General features: G+C 56.7%; 13 protein-coding genes. 9 read left to right on the forward strand and 4 right to left on the reverse strand.

Annotated elements, in window-relative coordinates:
* Nucleotides 1–305 precede the first annotated feature (305 nt).
* A complete protein-coding gene (locus tag I6L44_RS04995) occupies nt 306–791 on the reverse strand; it encodes a cell division inhibitor (protein ID WP_139399333.1) in 486 nt (161 codons plus the stop codon).
* A gap of 230 nt (nt 792–1,021) precedes the next feature.
* Between I6L44_RS04995 and I6L44_RS05000 the strand changes: the two genes are divergently transcribed.
* Together I6L44_RS05000 and I6L44_RS05005 are read left to right on the forward strand one after the other, a co-directional pair.
* Nucleotides 1,022–1,219, forward strand: coding sequence for a DUF4250 domain-containing protein (locus tag I6L44_RS05000; RefSeq protein ID WP_005333612.1), 198 nt, complete (start codon nt 1,022–1,024; stop codon nt 1,217–1,219).
* A gap of 375 nt (nt 1,220–1,594) precedes the next feature.
* Nucleotides 1,595–4,069 (forward strand): glycogen/starch/alpha-glucan phosphorylase, encoded by a 2,475-nt coding sequence (locus tag I6L44_RS05005; protein WP_216953454.1) that lies wholly within the window; start codon nt 1,595–1,597, stop codon nt 4,067–4,069.
* A 366-nt stretch (nt 4,070–4,435) separates the two neighbouring features.
* Here the strand turns inward: I6L44_RS05005 and I6L44_RS05010 are convergent, their stop codons facing one another.
* Together I6L44_RS05010 and trxC are read right to left on the reverse strand one after the other, a co-directional pair.
* The gene (locus I6L44_RS05010) at nt 4,436–5,821 is read right to left on the reverse strand and encodes a DASS family sodium-coupled anion symporter (protein WP_216953455.1); all 1,386 of its coding nucleotides are present in this window, start codon (nt 5,819–5,821) and stop codon (nt 4,436–4,438) included.
* Between the two features lie 161 nt (nt 5,822–5,982).
* Nucleotides 5,983–6,417 (reverse strand): thioredoxin TrxC, encoded by a 435-nt coding sequence (gene trxC, locus I6L44_RS05015; protein ID WP_216953456.1) that lies wholly within the window; start codon nt 6,415–6,417, stop codon nt 5,983–5,985.
* A 167-nt stretch (nt 6,418–6,584) separates the two neighbouring features.
* Here trxC and I6L44_RS05020 point away from each other — a divergent pair, with 167 nt between their 5' ends.
* The 4 genes from I6L44_RS05020 to I6L44_RS05035 all read left to right on the forward strand — a co-directional run bounded on the left by I6L44_RS05020 (nt 6,585) and on the right by I6L44_RS05035 (nt 13,681).
* A complete protein-coding gene (locus tag I6L44_RS05020; RefSeq protein WP_216953457.1) occupies nt 6,585–9,389 on the forward strand; it encodes a response regulator in 2,805 nt (934 codons plus the stop codon).
* Nucleotides 9,390–9,555: 166 nt separating this feature from the next.
* Nucleotides 9,556–11,292: an ABC transporter transmembrane domain-containing protein gene (locus I6L44_RS05025; RefSeq protein ID WP_216953458.1), complete on the forward strand. Its 1,737-nt coding sequence runs from the start codon at nt 9,556–9,558 to the stop codon at nt 11,290–11,292.
* A complete protein-coding gene (locus I6L44_RS05030; protein ID WP_216953459.1) occupies nt 11,289–13,040 on the forward strand; it encodes an ABC transporter transmembrane domain-containing protein in 1,752 nt (583 codons plus the stop codon). The genes I6L44_RS05025 and I6L44_RS05030 overlap by 4 nt, the downstream gene beginning before the upstream one ends.
* 167 nt (nt 13,041–13,207) lie before the next feature.
* Entirely contained in the window at nt 13,208–13,681 is a 474-nt protein-coding gene (locus tag I6L44_RS05035) for a DUF4442 domain-containing protein (RefSeq protein ID WP_019446113.1), read from the forward strand.
* A 33-nt stretch (nt 13,682–13,714) separates the two neighbouring features.
* On the opposite strand, the gene ybcJ is transcribed toward I6L44_RS05035, so the two are convergent.
* Nucleotides 13,715–13,948, reverse strand: coding sequence for a ribosome-associated protein YbcJ (ybcJ, locus tag I6L44_RS05040; protein ID WP_005361116.1), 234 nt, complete (start codon nt 13,946–13,948; stop codon nt 13,715–13,717).
* Nucleotides 13,949–14,208: 260 nt separating this feature from the next.
* Here ybcJ and I6L44_RS05045 point away from each other — a divergent pair, with 260 nt between their 5' ends.
* The 3 genes from I6L44_RS05045 (at nt 14,209) to pdxY (ending at nt 16,671) form a co-directional block, all read left to right on the forward strand.
* Nucleotides 14,209–14,772, forward strand: a complete 564-nt coding sequence (locus I6L44_RS05045; RefSeq protein ID WP_005352548.1) for a hypothetical protein — start codon at nt 14,209–14,211, stop codon at nt 14,770–14,772.
* An 84-nt stretch (nt 14,773–14,856) separates the two neighbouring features.
* The gene (locus tag I6L44_RS05050; RefSeq protein ID WP_204383358.1) at nt 14,857–15,633 is read left to right on the forward strand and encodes a DUF429 domain-containing protein; all 777 of its coding nucleotides are present in this window, start codon (nt 14,857–14,859) and stop codon (nt 15,631–15,633) included.
* Nucleotides 15,634–15,807: 174 nt separating this feature from the next.
* Nucleotides 15,808–16,671 carry a pyridoxal kinase PdxY gene (pdxY, locus tag I6L44_RS05055; protein WP_216953460.1) on the forward strand — a complete coding sequence of 288 codons (864 nt, stop codon included), beginning with the start codon at nt 15,808–15,810 and terminating at the stop codon, nt 16,669–16,671.
* The last annotated feature ends 60 nt before the right edge of the window (nt 16,672–16,731 follow it).

Raw genomic sequence — 16,731 nt, forward strand, 5'->3', positions numbered from 1 at the left:
CAAATGAATGCAATGACTTTCAGCCTCATCATATTGCTCAAACGGGTTCGCTGGTGGGCAGGAAGTCCCGCAGGTTTGAATACTTGGGCTGCATGATAGTTCAGTTCAGGTTTTATTTTCTGCTTCTTTATCCGTTACATCTTTTGATGTTTGTCTGCTTGCAGCAAGCAGGGTCAAATGATCTCCGATGCCTACCGTCAGGCTGTTGCACGCTTGTCTTTCAAATAAAGCCGCTGGTCACATATTGTTTGCGCCCTTGTCACTGCGACCCGCGGGAGAGCCTACGTAGGCGTTCGTTTTTTGTCTTAATGATTGAGATAGATATCTTGCTCTGCATAGGCCAGCAGAGGTGTGCCGAGGTTAGTCCGTTTCGCGCCAAAGAAGCGGGTGAGTACGCCAGATTGCTGTCCCAGTCGCTGTAGCTTGACGTGATCCAGCTCGATCTGCTCGGGTAGCCAGGTAAATACGGCGGCGCAGTGACCATTGCCCAGACTGCGCTCCAGGGTTTGCTGCCAGTTCTTGATTTTGGGGCTATGTACCACCAGCACTCTCTTGGGATCGATACCTCGCTCTTCCAGACGGCTGACTGTGGGGCGTCCCGGCGGGGCGATCAACAAGATCCAGCCGGTATGAGCCTCCCCAAGCTTTGTCAGCTCGCTCAGAAACTGATCATCAGACTGGATAGTCACACCATAATGAGCCAACTCCGCTTTGCAGGCGGTTCTGGTTGGCCAGGGCTTGCTCATGACACGATTCATCGCAAAGGGCTGTGGGTGCAGGGGCTGGTTCATATATGGGGTTCCTGTATGAATATCCAAGCTGTATGTGCATACAGTAGTTCTATCCTGTGGCAGTGACAAGGTGTTTTTGCTGAATAATGTGATGGCGTTGGCATGTGTCGTTAGTAACATTATGTTTTTAAAGACTATTTAATATAAAACAGACTGGGTGTTTTTCGTACTATGGACAAACCTTGCGTAACCGCCCATGGTTATACAGGTCATTTACAGGAGGTGCCGCCATGGACATCAGTACCTTGCAACGTCTTGATGCCAACATCTTGCTGGGCATCATCAATGAGAAGCTAAGGCTTGAGTGTGACGGGTTGGAGGAGTTGCTGGCCTATTACGATATGAGTGAAGAGCAGTTGGCAGGGCGTCTGGATCAGATTGGGTACCATTACGACCCATTGAGCAATCAGTTCAAAGCACATCTTTAAGGGTGCAATGATTGCTTCATATTTATACGGTAATTTTTCAGGCACATTGAAATCGGTTTCAATGTGCCGTCTTGCTGCCTATTTTCAGGGATTTTCAAGGCTTGGCAATCTCTGAAAACCTATTCATGCCAGAATATTTTTATTTCTTCATTAAGTTTATGATAATAAAGGGAATGTTTGTTTTTGTACGATCAATTAAAGGAAAGGGTTTTCAAGCTTTTCAGGCTGTTTTTATCGGTTAAAGTGTGACTTGCGTTAACTTTTAATTCTGCCGCTTTAGTTAGTATTCTCACGCCGGTACATATTTTGAGATAACAACAGCGCCGGTCCCGCAAGCGGGATAACAATTTTATTTGTAACGAAGGAATATGGTTTATGGCTACCAAGAAGAAGACAGACCAGGATCTCCAACTGGATAAAGATCAGCTCAAGGCGAGTATCGTGCGTCACCTGCGTTCTACCTTGGGAACAAGCGAACAGAAAGCCTCTCCCGAAGCGTGGTGGAAAGCCACTGCTGCGGCTGTCAATGAACAGGTGTACGAGCGCCTGACCCGCACTCAGCAGACTCATTTCAAGAAAGATACTCGTGCGATTCACTATCTCTCTGCTGAATTCCTGATGGGGCGTCTGACCTCCAACAACCTGCATAACCTCTCTCTTTACAAGATTTGTGAAGAGGCGCTGAGCGAACTCGGTCTGGATCTGACCGACCTGTGTGAACAAGAGCCTGATATGGCGCTCGGCAATGGTGGCCTGGGTCGTCTGGCTGCCTGCTTCATCGACTCGCTGGCAACCCTGAACTACCCGGCTGTGGGCTACGGTATCCACTACGAACACGGTCTGTTCCGTCAGGAGATCCAGGATGGCCGCCAGATTGAGCGTCCGGACTCCTGGCGTGAATATGGCAACCCTTGGGAGATCTGCCGTCCGGAGTCGGTACAGGAAGTCCCCCTCTATGGCTATGTCGAGACCGTGTTTGGTGACAATGGCGGCCTGAAGAAGGTTTGGCACGCGGGTCGCAAGATCAAAGGGGTGCCTTGGGATATCCCGGTCGTCGGTTTTGGCGGCAGCACCGTCAACATCCTGCGTCTGTGGGAGTCCCGAGCCTCCGAGTTTTTTGACTGGGACGTGTTCAACGCCGGTGGTTACATCGACTCTCAGGCCGAGAAAGCACAGGCCGAAACCATCTCCAAGGTGCTCTATCCGAACGATGAGACCGATGCCGGTAAAGAGCTGCGCCTGATCCAGCAGTACTTTTTCTGCGCCTGCTCCATCAAGGACATCATGCGCCGCTACAAGCGGGTACATGAGAGCGACTTCAGCAATTTCGCGGCCCAGATCGCTATCCAGCTCAACGATACTCACCCCACTATCGCCATTCCCGAACTGATGCGAGTGCTGGTGGATGAAGAGGGGCTGGACTGGGCTGCCGCCTGGGAGATCAGCTATCAGGTCTTCTCCTACACCAACCACACCCTGCTGCCGGAAGCGCTGGAGAAGTGGTCTGTCAGCCTGTTCGAGAAGGTGTTGCCACGCCATCTCGAGATCATTTATGAGATCAACGCCCGTTTCCTGAACGAGCTGGTCGAACCCAAGTGGCCCGGTAACGATGCCATTAAAGCCAAACTCTCCATCATCGAAGAGGGGAGTGTACGCAAGGTGCGCATGGGCAACCTCTGCGTCATCGGCTCTTCCAAAGTGAACGGCGTTGCGGAGATCCACTCCAAGCTGGTCAAGGAAGATCTCTTCCCCGAGTATGCCGAGCTGTGGCCAGAAAAAATGTGCAACGTGACCAACGGGGTAACCCCGCGTCGCTGGCTGCTGGCGTGCAACCCGGAACTGGCTGCACTCTATAACGAGGTGGTGGGCAAGGAGTGGCCGCTGCAGTTGGACAAACTGCGTGGCGTGGTGAAATTTGCCGACGACAAGGCGTTCCAGCAGCAGTTCATGACCATCAAACGTCATAACAAAGAGAAGCTGGTCAAGGTCATCAAAGACGAAACCGGTATCGATGTCAGTGCCGAGGCGATCTTTGACGTTCAGATCAAGCGTCTGCACGAGTACAAGCGCCAGCAACTGAACCTTATTCACATCATGGCACTCTATCGTCGTCTGCTGGCCAACCCGGACTATGACATGCATCCGCGTGTGTTTATCTTCGGCTCCAAAGCGGCGCCCGGTTACAAGCTGGCCAAAGACATCATCTATGCCATCAACAAGCTGGCGGATCGGGTCAACAACGATGCTCGTATCCAGGGCAAGCTGAAAGTGGTGTTCATGCCGAACTACCGCGTGAGTCTGGCCGAGAAGTTGATCCCGGCGGCAGATGTCTCCGAGCAGATCTCTACTGCTGGTTACGAAGCATCCGGTACCGGCAACATGAAGATGGCACTCAACGGTGCAATCACCATCGGGACGCTGGATGGAGCCAACATCGAGATCGCCGAAGAGGCGGGGGCCGAAAACTGTGCCATCTTCGGTCTGAACGTGGACGAAGTGAAGTCGCTGAAGGCGCGCGGTTATAATCCATACGACTTCTACTATGCCAACTCCGAGCTCAAGGCCGTGCTGGACTGGTTTGATACCGACTACTTCACGCCGGGTCGTCCGGGTGAGCTGGCCTCCATCAAGCGCTCTTTGCTGGAAGGGGGAGACCCTTACCTGACCTTGGCGGACTTCCAGTCCTACTCGGATGCACACAAGCTGATCGATACCTGGTATCGGGATCCGGCACTGTGGGCGAAGAAGGCTATCATCAACTCGGCCACCATGGGTAAGTTCAACTCAGACCGTTCCATCCAGGACTATGTGGATCGTATCTGGAAGCTGAAACCCTGCAACATCGGTTGATCACCTCTTAATATGAGAACCCCGCTATGCGGGGTTTTTTTATAGCTGCTTGGATTCGTAAATATTTGTACACCATTTGCAAAAAGCTTGATCATCTGTGATAGATGTACAGGGCATCACATATTATTTTAATGTCGTTATTACCAGCCTTTCCCGGGAACACCTCATCTCATGGCACCCGTATCGCTCATAAGTCTGAAGTCATCATCATGTGTACTCTCGCTGCTGTCGCATGGCACAAGCTGACGATGGTCAGGGATGTGACAGATGGCCGTTGGGGTGCAGGAAAAGAGAAAGCCCCGATGATACGGGGCTTTGTTGGAACCTGGTGTTGATTGAGGAGCCCGGCGAGCGAGCCACCAGCCATCAATGCAGTATGTCGCCCATAAAATAGGCAAGCAGGGTCAAAATGACGGTGAAGACCAGGTTCAGCGCCAGGCCGGCCCGCATCATTTCACGCTGCTGGATATGGCCGCTGGCGAAGACAATGGCGTTGGGCGGGGTAGCCACTGGCAGCATGAAAGCGCAGGAGGCACCGACAGCGATCAGCACGGATACGACAATGGGAGAGACTCCCAGTGCCTCTGCGACTCCGGCAAACAGTGGAACCAGCAGAGCGGCGGTAGCGGTGTTGGATACCAGCTCGGTCAGGAACACCACGAAGGTGGCAAGACAGAGCAGGATGACGAAGATCGGCATGGTGGCCAGACCGTTGGATAGGTGCTCCGCCAGGAAGGCGTTGGCCCCGGTCTGCTTAAGGATGGCGCTCAGGGTCAAGCCGCCACCAAACAGCATCAGTACTCCCCAGTCGGTGTTCTGGTTGATGTCATCCCAGCTGGCCACCCGGCTGACGGCGATGGCGATGATGGCTCCCATGGCGATCAGTGTATCAAATTGAGGTATTCCTCCCAGCGCCTGGGCAATAGGCTGGGAGCCAATCCACAACAGCACTGTGGTCAGAAATATCAGCATGGTCACCTTGCGTTGGCCGGTCCACTCTATGGTCACTCGCTCGGTGCTGACCTGATGTGAGAGGTTGGGGCGGGTTACCAGATAGAGCAGCCCGATGCCTACTGGCATGAAGATGAGGACAACAGGAATGCCAAATTTCAGCCAGTCAGTGAAGCCCAGCCCCATCTGGGCGGCCGCAATGGCATTGGGCGGGCTGCCTACCAGGGTGCCGATGCCGCCAATACTGGCGCTGTAGGCAACACCAAGCAATACGAAGACCAGTGTGCGGCGCTCCTTGTGAATGTCGAGACCTTTGAGCATGCCAAGGGCCAGCGGCATCATCATGGCGGCGGTAGCGGTATTGCTGATCCACATGGAGAGTGCCGCAGTAATACTGAAGAGTACGATGGCAGCCCAGCCGAGGTGTCCCTTGGCGAGCTGCATCACCTTACCGGCAATCTGGGTGTCTAGCCCCTGTTTGGATAGCGCTGCCGCCAGGGCAAAACCGCCAAAGAAGAGGAACAACACCGGGTTTGCGAAGTCGGTCAACGACTTGCTCATATCAAACACCCCGAGCAGGGTGGCAAGTACCGGGATGGAGATCGCGGTGATAGTGATGTTGACCGCTTCGGTCAGCCAGAGAATAGCTATAAAGACCAGAATGCCCAGCCCCTTGTTGACCATAGGATCAAAAGGGAGCCAAGCGAGCATGCTGCATAGCAGGAGCAGATCCAGGATCACGATCCCGGTCTTGATATCCAGCCAACGAGATGGAGTAGCGGGTACAGCCGATGTGTGCATATCGTTCTCTCGGTTAATTTATGGTTGTTTTTGTGTTGCCGAGATTACATCCATTCACTTGTTTGAAACAGGCTCACATATTGAAAATCAGTCTCTACTCACACACTCATTGATAAAAATGAGGAAATAAATACATAAATCAAACATTTCTGAAACATAAGTTAAACATCCATGAGCTGTTCCAGCCACTGCTTGAACATGTTCTTGGGCAGGGATCCATTTATCTGGTTCACCACTTTACCCTGTTTGAAGACCATCAGGGTGGGGATGCTGCGAATGGCGTAACGGGCGGCAATGGTGCTCTGCTGCTCGGTATCGACTTTGACAAAGCGCATCCGTGGTTCGAGTTCATGGGCAACATCATGAAATACTGGAGCAAACTGCTGGCAAGGGCCGCACCAGCTGGCCCAAAAATCGACAACGACCGGAATATCGGAGTTGATCAGGGTATCGAAGTTATCCGCCTTCCCGAGGCAAGGGGTTTGGCTGAACAGGGACGCCTTGCAGTGCCCACATTTGGCGGAGTGGGTTACATGGGGGGAGGGCAGGCGGTTTCTTGTAAAGCAGTGGCTACAATAAGTAGTGATAAATGACATAATAGTCTCCTTAAAGATCGGTTCTGGTGGCTGTGATGAAACTAGTGCCAGAGTTAAAATAGTGAAATAACGTTAACACAGCGCTCGGCTGGGGTGGACACTTCCACTCCGAGCTCTGCTCAAGCCGGACAATTCAGCGGCCATTATAAGTAGAGAGTCAAAACGGGATGAATAAAGGATCACGGAAGAGCCCTGTGGTACTGCTGCTTGTTGCTGCCTTGTTGCTCGGCTTCTCGGTTCTTTGCTGGCAACTGCTTAGTCAACAGCAGCGTGCATACAGCCTGAATCAGGCAGCGGAGGCAGTGCTGAACCGGATCAACACCGACAGTGTTTACCTGCTTGGTCGTGAGAGTGCCAATGATAGCAATGTTCAGCAACGGCTCGTCCAGTTATCCGGTATCCTCGATAGCTTTGTTCACAGGGTTCGTAGTGATGCTGAGGTTAAGCAAACGCCTCTTTCACAGAGGTTGCTGCAGGATTTGGATCTCTACCAGATGGAGCTGGCCAGACTGTACAGCATGGAAAAGGCGGTGGAATATATCGTGCAACCCTTTCAGCATCAGCTTGAGAAGGTACGCGCTATCACGCCGGCAGAGAGCCTCTTGCATCGTGATCTCAATGAGTTGGCCCAACTCAGCCATTTTTTGCAACACAGCGCCGATAACCAGTATCAGCAACAGCTGAGCTTGTTGCAGCGTGCTCTTGCTTCCCATTACGGCTCGCAACCCGAGGTGATCACCTTGGTTAACCTGAGCAAGGATTTGAGTCGTCAGGTGATGGCTTATCATACCCTGCGCCATCGTCTCATCGATATGCAGGTGAGCGATAACCTGGTGCGCTGGAAGATGGATAAGCTGGAGCGGGCTTCATCATTGCTGAACCGCTTCTATTTAATGGTGCTTGGCGGTGCCTTGATCAGTTTTGTGCTGGTGGCCTATACCCTATGGCGTCGTAATCAGAAGTTGAGCGAGTTGTCCCGTCAGACGGCCTTGCTGGCACAGGCCAAAAGCGATTTTCTGGCCAATATGAGCCACGAGATCCGCACCCCCATGAATGCCATCATCGGTTTCAGCTCACTGGCACTGCAGACAGAGCTGGATCAGCAACAACGGGACTATCTGGGCAAGATAAAGTCTTCATCAGATACCTTGCTGCTGCTTATCAACGACATTCTCGATCTGACCAAGGTGGAGTCCGGCAAGCTGACGTTAGAGGAGATCGACTTCGATCTCAGCGAGCAGCTCGACTCGCTGGCGGGCATGTTTGCCGATCTGGCGGAGCGCAAACATGTGGAGGTGATCATTCGCAAATCGCCGGAGGTGCCTGTCTTCTTGCGTGGGGATCCTCTGCGGCTGGGGCAGGTTCTGGTCAATCTGGTGAACAATGCCATCAAATTCACCGAACGTGGTGAGGTCGAAGTCTCCATCGATCTGGCCAACTCCCATCCAATGCGGATCCGCTTCAGTGTGCGCGATACCGGCATCGGCATTGCCGAAGAGAAGCAGACCCAACTGTTTCAGGCGTTTACCCAGCTGGAGGCGGGCAATACCCGCAAATATGGCGGCTCGGGTCTTGGGCTCAATATTTCCCAGCGGCTGGTGGAGCTGATGGGGGGGCGGATCACCGTAGAGAGCAAGCCTGGCGTCGGCTCTCTGTTCAAGTTCGATATCCCGATGGCGCAGGCGGTCTACGGTGTGGCTGGACGGAAAGTTTTCTTCGAAAACCAGCCGCTGGTGATGGTGATGGATGACAACGAACTGGTGCTGGATCTGGCTCGGGACATCCTGACTCGGGCGGGTGTGCGAGTGCTGCCGGTCAACTCCCTTTCCCGTGCCCGTCAATTATTGCGTGAAGAGGGGCCCAATCTGCGGTTGGCAATCCTCGACTGGCGCATGGGGCAGGAGGATGGACTCGATCTGGCGCTGGAGATGTATCAGCACAGCCAGTGGCGGCGGATACCCATCCTGATGATCAGCGCCTGGGCCAGAGAGGGGCTGCACGCCCGGATGGACAGCATGGGGCTGACCCATTTTCTGCCCAAGCCGATGACCGAGAATGCCCTGCTGGCCAAGGTGGACGAGTTGCTCAACGGCAGCTCTTATGAACTCAATCTGCGCAAGGCAGAGGCTCAGGGGGATCAGCAGCACTTCAAATCCCTGTTGCAGGGTACCCGAGTGCTGTTGGCCGAAGACAACCGGGTCAATCAGCAGCTCATCATCGAATATCTACGTCGGGTCGATGCGGTAGTGTGCGTGGTTAACAATGGTCGCGAGGCGGTGGAGCGGGTTGCCGAGCAGCCTTTTGACGTGATCCTGATGGACCTGCAGATGCCGGTGCTGGACGGACTCGATGCCACCCGCCAGATCCGCAAAATGGTCGACAAGCACGATGTGCCCATCATAGCCCTCACTGCCAGCGCCATGCATGGAGACAAGGAGCGCTGCCTGGGGGTGGGGATGAATGGTTACGTCACCAAGCCGGTGAGCAAGCTGGATCTTTACAACAACCTGCTGCAGTGGGTGAAGCCGCAAGGGGTGGTGCAGGCGGGGATCATGGAGGTGAAACCGCCGGATATGATCGGGATCCTCGATCTGCAGGATGCACTCAAGCGGCTGGAGCAGGACAAGGAGGCATTGCAGATCCTGTTCAAGCTGTTCATGTCGGAGCACAAGGACGATCTGTGGGAGATCCGCTCCGCCCTGCGCCGTCAGCAGCCCGAGGTGGCCAGCAAGCTGCTGCACACCCTCAAGGGGGTGTCTGCCAATATCTCGGCGGCCCGTCTGCAATTGGTGGCTGGCGAGCTGGAGTGGCGCCTGCGGCAAAACGAGGTGCTGAGCGAGACGGATCTGGAGCAGTTGCAACAGGTGTTCAGCCAGACCCGGGAAGAGGTGTCACACTTCCTGTTGACCGGTGAGCAGCATGAAAATTCGTATAATCCCTATTCATCAGGGAATGATCGCATGTCACAGTGAATTAAATAGTAATTATTCTCAACCATCCCGGTTCGGGATATGATGAGCTTTCGTTCGAATCGCCTCCAGCCGGAGGCGATTGTTTTCATTCTTCTATTTCTGCGTGGCTTCTCTGATGGCCGCTCCTTGGAGCGGTCACGGGCAGAGAGCGCTAAAGGTTGGTGGTGTGAGCGTATTTCTACGATTGAGCTGGTTTTTCAAGGAGCAGTGGCCCCGTTATCTGGCCGCCATCTCCCTGCTGCTGATGGTGGCCCTGTTGACCGTTATTCCGCCCAAAGTGGTGGGCTGGGTGGTGGATGGCATCACCAGGGGTGGTCTCGACAATGGTACCCTGATGCGCTATCTGGCGGGGCTGTTTGGTCTGGGTGTGCTGATTTATCTGCTGCGCTACGTTTGGCGGGTGATGCTGTTTGGTGCCTCTTACCGTCTGGCCTATGTGCTGCGCAATCGCCTTTTCAGCCATTTCACCCGGATGAGCCCCGATTTTTATCAGCGCCACCGTACTGGCGATTTGATGGCCCATGCCACCAATGACATTCAGGCGGTGGAGATGACCGCTGGCGAAGGGGTGCTGACTCTGGTGGACTCCATCATGGTCGGGGTATTGGTGCTCTCCATCATGTGCAGCCAGTACTCCTGGCAGTTGACGCTTGTCTCCTTGCTGCCGCTGCCGGTGATGGCCTATTTCATGAACCGCTTCGGCACCCAGATCTACACCCAGTTCAAGGCTGCGCAAGGGGCCTTCTCCAAGCTCAACAACAAGACCCAGGAGGCCCTTTCCGGCGTACGGGTATTGAAATCCTATGCGGTTGAATCGCTGGAAGATGAAGGCTTTGCCGAGCTGACCAAACAGGCGGGGGAGCGCAATATGGCGGTGGCCCGCATCGATGCCAAATTCGATCCGGTCATCTATCTCTGTATCGGTTGCTCCTACTTCCTCACGGTGGCGGGGGGCAGTGTGCTGGTGCTGCGCGATGAGCTGACTCTGGGTGAGCTCACCAGCTTCACCATGTACCTCGGCCAGCTGATCTGGCCGATGTTTGCCATCGCCTGGCTGTTCAACATCATCGAGCGGGGCAGCGCCGCCTACTCCCGTATCGAAAGCCTGCTGGGGGAGCGCAGCGATATCGAAGAGCCAGCCCAGCCGGCCGCGTTTACCTCTGCCTTTCCTTTGCAGATCAAAGGGGTGAGCTATCAACTTGAGCAGCGCACCCTGCTTGCGGATATCGACGTTACCCTCAAGCAAGGGGGGATGCTCGGGGTGGTGGGGCGCACCGGGGCAGGCAAGAGCTCCTTGCTGAAGCTGTTGATGCGCCTTGCCAATCCGACTCACGGTTCGATTGTCATGGGTAGCGTTCCGATTGACCAGCTGCCGCTCGCCACACTGCGCAGCCAGTTTGCCTATGTGCCGCAGGAGCCATTCCTGTTTTCCACCACTATCGCCGCCAATATCGCCCTGGGCAAACCCGATGCGAGCCGCGAGGAGGTCGAACGGGTGGCGCGCATTGCCTGTGTCCACGATGACATAGTGCGCTTCCCCAAGGGATATGAGACCGAGGTGGGGGAGAAAGGGGTGACCCTCTCCGGCGGCCAGAAACAGCGGCTGGCCATTGCCCGCGCCCTGCTGCTGGAGGCGTCCATTCTGGTGCTCGATGATGCGCTCTCGGCGGTGGATGCCCACACCGAGCAGCAAATTCTGCATGCCCTCAAGGCCCATCGTCGCACCCTGATCCTAGTCAGCCATCGCATGACGGCGGTGGAGCAGGCCGACGAGATCCTGGTGCTGGAGCAGGGGACCGTTAGCGAACGGGGTCATCACGGTGCCCTGATGGCGCACAATGGCTGGTATGCAGATATGGTGCGTTATCAGCGTCTCGAAGAAGCGGTGGAGGAGAGCCTGTGAATCCGACCATTAAACGACTGCTCGCCTACTGCGCCCAGTATCCTCGCTGGCTGATCCAGGCGGGGATCTGTTTGCTGCTTGCTACCGGCGCCGAAGTGGCCGGGCCGCTGCTGATCAAGCTCTTTATCGATGACTATCTGGCGCCTCGCAATATCGTGCTGCCCACCATAGCCCTGATTGCAGCGGGCTATCTGGGCTTGCAGATACTCTCGGCGGCGGGCTTCTATTTGCAATCCCTGCGCTTTAACCGTATCGCCCAGGCGGTGGTGCAAACCTTGCGCGAGCAGGTGTTTGCCACCGCCATCCGCTTGCCGGCCAGCTACTTTGACAAGCATCGATCCGGCTCGCTGATTTCCCGCATCACCAACGACACCGAGGCGATCATGAACCTCTATGTGCAGGTGATCGGCCTTTTGGTGCAAAAGGTGGTGCTGTTGTGCGGCATCCTCATCTCCATGGCGCTGCTGGATCTGCGGCTGATGCTGGTCTGCTCCCTGCTGCTGCCCGCAGTGGGCGGGGTGATGTGGCTCTACCAGAAACTGAGTGTGCCGGTGGTGCGAGCGACCCGCAGTCTGCTCTCCGACATCAACAGCCGCCTCAACGAGTCGCTGCAGGGGATGCCGGTCATTCAGGCTATGGTGCAGGAGCGCCACTTTGCCAACGCCTTTGCCGAGGTGAACCAGCAGCACTGGTCGGCACGGATCAAGAGCCTCAAGATCAACGGCATTTTGCTGCGCCCGCTCATCGATCTCTTCTACATGATGGTGCTAATCGGTCTGTTGGCGCTGTTCGCCCACGAGGGGGTGAGCCACGCCGGTGCCATTCAGGTGGGGGTGCTCTACGCCTTTATCAGCTATCTGGGGCGGATGATCGAGCCGCTCATCGAGATGACCAACCAGCTTAACCAGCTGCAGCAGGCGATGGTGGCGGGGGAGCGGGTCTTTGCCCTGCTCGATGAAACCCGCGAGAGCACCGAGGGCGAGCTGCGCCCGCTGGAAGGGCGGGTCAGTTTCGAGCGGGTGAGCTTCTCCTACGATGGTGAGCAGCAGGTGCTGCGGGAGGTCAGTTTTGCCGCAAAACCGGGCCAGATGCTGGCGCTGGTGGGCCATACCGGCAGCGGCAAGTCCACCATTATCAGCTTGCTGATGGGCTTCTATCCGCTGGGTCAGGGGCAGATCCGCTTCGATGATCACGCACTGGATACCCTGTCGCTGGCAGCGGTACGCCGTAGCATCGGGCTGGTGCAGCAAGATCCCTTTATCTTCGTCGGCACTCTGGCGGAAAACCTGCGTCTCGGTCGGGCCGGAATAGACGAAGCGCGGCTCTGGCAGGCGCTGAGCGAGGTGCAGCTGGCCGAGTTTGTGCGCAGCCTGCCACAGGGGATCAACACCCTGATGGAGGAGGGAGGCAAGAACCTCTCCGCCGGTCAGCGGCAACTGCTCTCCTTTGCCCGTGCACTGGTGGGAGATCCGCGTATCCTCATTCTGGATGAGGCGACGGCGAGCGTGGACTCCCAGACCGAGTTGGCGCTGTCGCAGGCGATCTCTGCTGCCCGTCGTGGCCGCACCACCATCGCCATCGCCCACCGCCTCTCGACCATCGTCGATGCGGACGAGATCCTGCTGCTCTCCCGCGGTCAGGTGAGCGAGCGGGGTACCCATGGTGAGTTGATGGCCCTCGGCGGTCACTATGCCCAGCTGTTCGAGATGCAGAGTCAGGGGGCCTGGCTCGAAGAGAAGCGCGCCTGAGCGGCACATTTGCTGTAACAGCGACATGAACGAAAAGAGGGAACCGGTGCGGTTCCCTCTGTTTTTTTGGGTTGGGCAAAAGGTCGTAACCGTGATCCCTGTACTTGTCGAATGGCGCAGATGCAGGCAACATGTTGTTTACATTAACTCATCGGATCAGTTCGCATATGGATTTGCAACGCTTCAAAGCCAATTTGGCGCTCCGGCTGTTTGCCTGGCGCTATATTCCCGTCATCGGGTTTTGTGCCCCGATCATCGAAGAGATGAACGCCAAGGCGCTGCGCATTCGCATTCCCCTTGGCTGGCGTACCCGCAACCACCTGGGCAGCATGTATTTTGGCGCGCTGGCGACCGGCGCCGATCTGGTAGGCGGTCTGCTGGTGATGGAGAAGGGGCGGCAGCGGCGCAAGAAGGTGCACTTTGCCTTCAAGGATGTGCAGGGAGAGTTTTTGAAACGACCGGAGGGGGATGTGCAGTTCGACTGCGCAGCGGGGGAGGAGATTGACGCCATGATCGACGAATCGTTGGCAAGCGGTCAGCGCATCAATCGCCCCATCCAAGTGGTAGCCACCTGTCCGTCATTGAACGGGGATGAGGCGATGGCGCGTTTTGTGCTGACCCTGTCGATCAAGGCCAGCTAGCGGGTTGCCGGAGAGTGGCTCCCCGAAACGGGTTTAGCCAATCTCCGGGCTGACGCCCTCTTTCACCACGACCTTCATGCCGTTGAAGTTGACCACCTGTTCGGCCACGATCTTGCAGCGCTTGCGGGTCTCCACCTGACCGTCCACCTCGACCAGCCCTTCGGCAACGAGGGCTTTGGCGGCGCCGCCACAATCGGCCCACCCCTGATGTTTGATAAGGTCACACAAGGCAACGAAGGGGTGACCTTCGAGCAGAAACGTCTCCATGGGAAATCCTCTAGATGGATGAATGCCGGATACAGCAGGGCGACTATTTTAGGCAGTTCGCTCAGGCAAAGAAAGGAAGAGGGGCCACTCGTTGCGAAAAAGTGGCCGATTGTCCTTGAGGTGGCGCTTTCGCAAGTCCTGAAGGAGAGGTGAGAGGGCCACCCGTGACGTATCGTGACGCACCTCGTCCCTGCTGGTGTGCCCACACTCTCCCCTGACTGTTAGGATCGGGCCACTCTCTATGGCCCAAGGAACTTCCCATGACACTCTCCCGCCTGCTGCTGGCATGCAGCGCCCTTACTCTGTGCGGTGTCGCGCAGGCCAGTACTCCGGTGCAGGTCTCGCTGCCAGGGGTCAATTTGCCCGCGTCCCATCAGGTGGAAGGGGCGCGCGCCTCGCTGCTCTACGGTCGGACCGGTCAGGTGAAGGGTATTGATCTGCCAATCTTCGCCCTCTCCGATGTGGATCAGTTCAGCGGCCTGCAGCTCGGGGTATTCCTGGGTGCTGGTCGGGTGCGCCACCAGTTTGGCGGGGTCGCCATCAACGCCATCAACTGGCACGAAGGGCAGGATACCGGCGTCAATCTGGGGCTGGTCAACCTGACCAACAATGTGCAGGGGCTTAACTGGGGGGCGGTCAATATCGCCAAGGGCAATGCGCTGGCCAACGTCGGCTTCGTCAACTATGCCGAGCGTACCACCTTCCAGATTGGCTTTATCAATGCGACCAAGCACCTCGATGGCTTGCAGATCGGGCTGGCCAACTATGCCGCCAACGGCGTGTTCCCCATTTTGCCACTGGTGAACTTCCAGAAATCGTTCTGACCAAGGCAGTTCGCTTTGCGTTAAGGGCCTCTGCTGATTACCCTGTGCCTCTTGCAACTTGTGACAGGCGAACAGAGGTAATTGATGACGGCAGGGCAGATGAGTGCAATCGGGATCGGCTGGGATGTGCGTGGCTGGCAGGGCAGTGCCCAGGCGGTGGCCGTGGTGGGCTGGCAGGCCGAATCCAACCGCCTGCACTGGCTCGGGGTGTCGCCGCTGTTTCGCCTGAGCTCGCGGGTGGCGCCGGATCTGGCCGCCCTGCTGCGTCCCGCCCTGCAAAACGAGCTGACCCTGATGCAGGTAGAAGCCTGCCCGCAACTGGCGCTCGGTATCGATGCGCCGCTTGCCTTTCCCCGCGCCTTGCGGGATCTGCTAAATGGCCAGCCACATAGCTGCGCCGCTCCCGAGCGTGAGATAGACAACCCCTACGCCTATCGCGACTGCGAGCGCTGGCTGTATCAGCAGTACGGCAAGAAGCCGCTGTCGGCCACCTTCGACCGGCTTGGCAATAATGCCACCCTGGCGCTCTCCATGCTGCCGCGACTCTCGGGTCTGCAACTGGTGCCGACCGTTGCCCCGAAGGCCAGTCGCGCCGTGCTGGAGGTCTATCCGGCATTGGCCAAAGTGGGCGGCAAGGCCTCCTCGGCACGGCCCGAGCTGGCGGCCTTGCTGCCTGCGGACGTGCTGGCCGGCACCGATCGCTACGATGCGGCGCTCTGCGCCCTGATGGCCCTGCAATATGCCGCTGGTGGCAAGGTGACTGTGTTGCCTGAGCTGATTTCGCCACCCAGTGACATGCCGTGTGATGAGGGATGGGTCTATCACTTTGCCCGTTATGCCGTTGAGCACAGCGGCATGTGATGGACGGTGATGCGGCGGATCATGGCGCCGCTCACTTTGTTGACGTGGGCCAAATGGCGTAAAAAACCTGTCTTTAGTCAGGAAATTACTTGTTCATCCCGCGCCAAGGTGGCGCATCGTTATCTTCATCCGATATATTGCCCACCTTGCTGATCCTTTGCTGTGGTATTCCCGATGAAATCCGTTCTCTCTATTCAGTCCCACGTGGTCTTTGGTTGTGCCGGCAACAGCGCGGCCGTCTTCCCCATGCGTCGCCTTGGTATGGATGTATGGCCCATCAACACGGTGCAGTTTTCCAACCACACCCAATATGCCCAGGGGTGGCAGGGGATGGCGATGCCGGCGGGTCATATCAGTGCGCTGGTGAAAGGATTGGGCAATATCGAGGTGTTGAGCCAGTGTGACGCCGTGCTGAGTGGCTACCTTGGTTCTGCCGAGCAGGGGGACGAGATCCTGACCGTGGTCAACGCTGTCAAGGCGGCCAACCCGGATGCCATCTACTTCTGCGACCCCGTGATGGGGCATCCGGAGAAGGGGTGTATCGTCGCTCCCGGCGTCACCCGTTTCCTGACCGAGCAGGCGCTGCCGGTGGCCGACATGATGGCCCCCAACCTGCTGGAGCTGGAGACCCTCTGCGATACCCATCTGGCTGATCTGGATCAGACCCGCGCGGCTGCCCATCAGCTGCTGGCCCGCGGCGTCAAGCTGGTGCTGGTCAAGCATCTCGGTCGTGCGGCGCAGGACTCCAGCCGCTTCGAGATGCTGCTGGCGACCCCGCAAGGGGATTACCTGATTGCCCGTCCGCTCTATGACTTTGCCCGCCAGCCGGTGGGGGTGGGCGATCTTATCAGCGCCCTGATGCTGGCCAATTTGCTGGCCGGTCACGATGCGGTCAGCGCGTTCGAGCGCACCAACGCCTCGGTGGATGCGGTGCTGCAGGAGACCTGGCGCCAGCAGGCTTACGAGCTGCAACTGATCGCCGCGCAAGATGCGTTTGATTCGCCGAAGGTGGAGGTGCGAGCGGTGATACTGCCCTGATTGCTGCCATGTCTGAAGCAAAAGAGGTGAGCCATTGGCTCACCTCTTTTTTGTTTGTAT

The sequence above is a fragment of the Aeromonas sp. FDAARGOS 1414 genome (assembly GCF_019047065.1).
GTDB classification, from domain to species: Bacteria; Pseudomonadota; Gammaproteobacteria; order Enterobacterales; family Aeromonadaceae; genus Aeromonas; species Aeromonas veronii_A.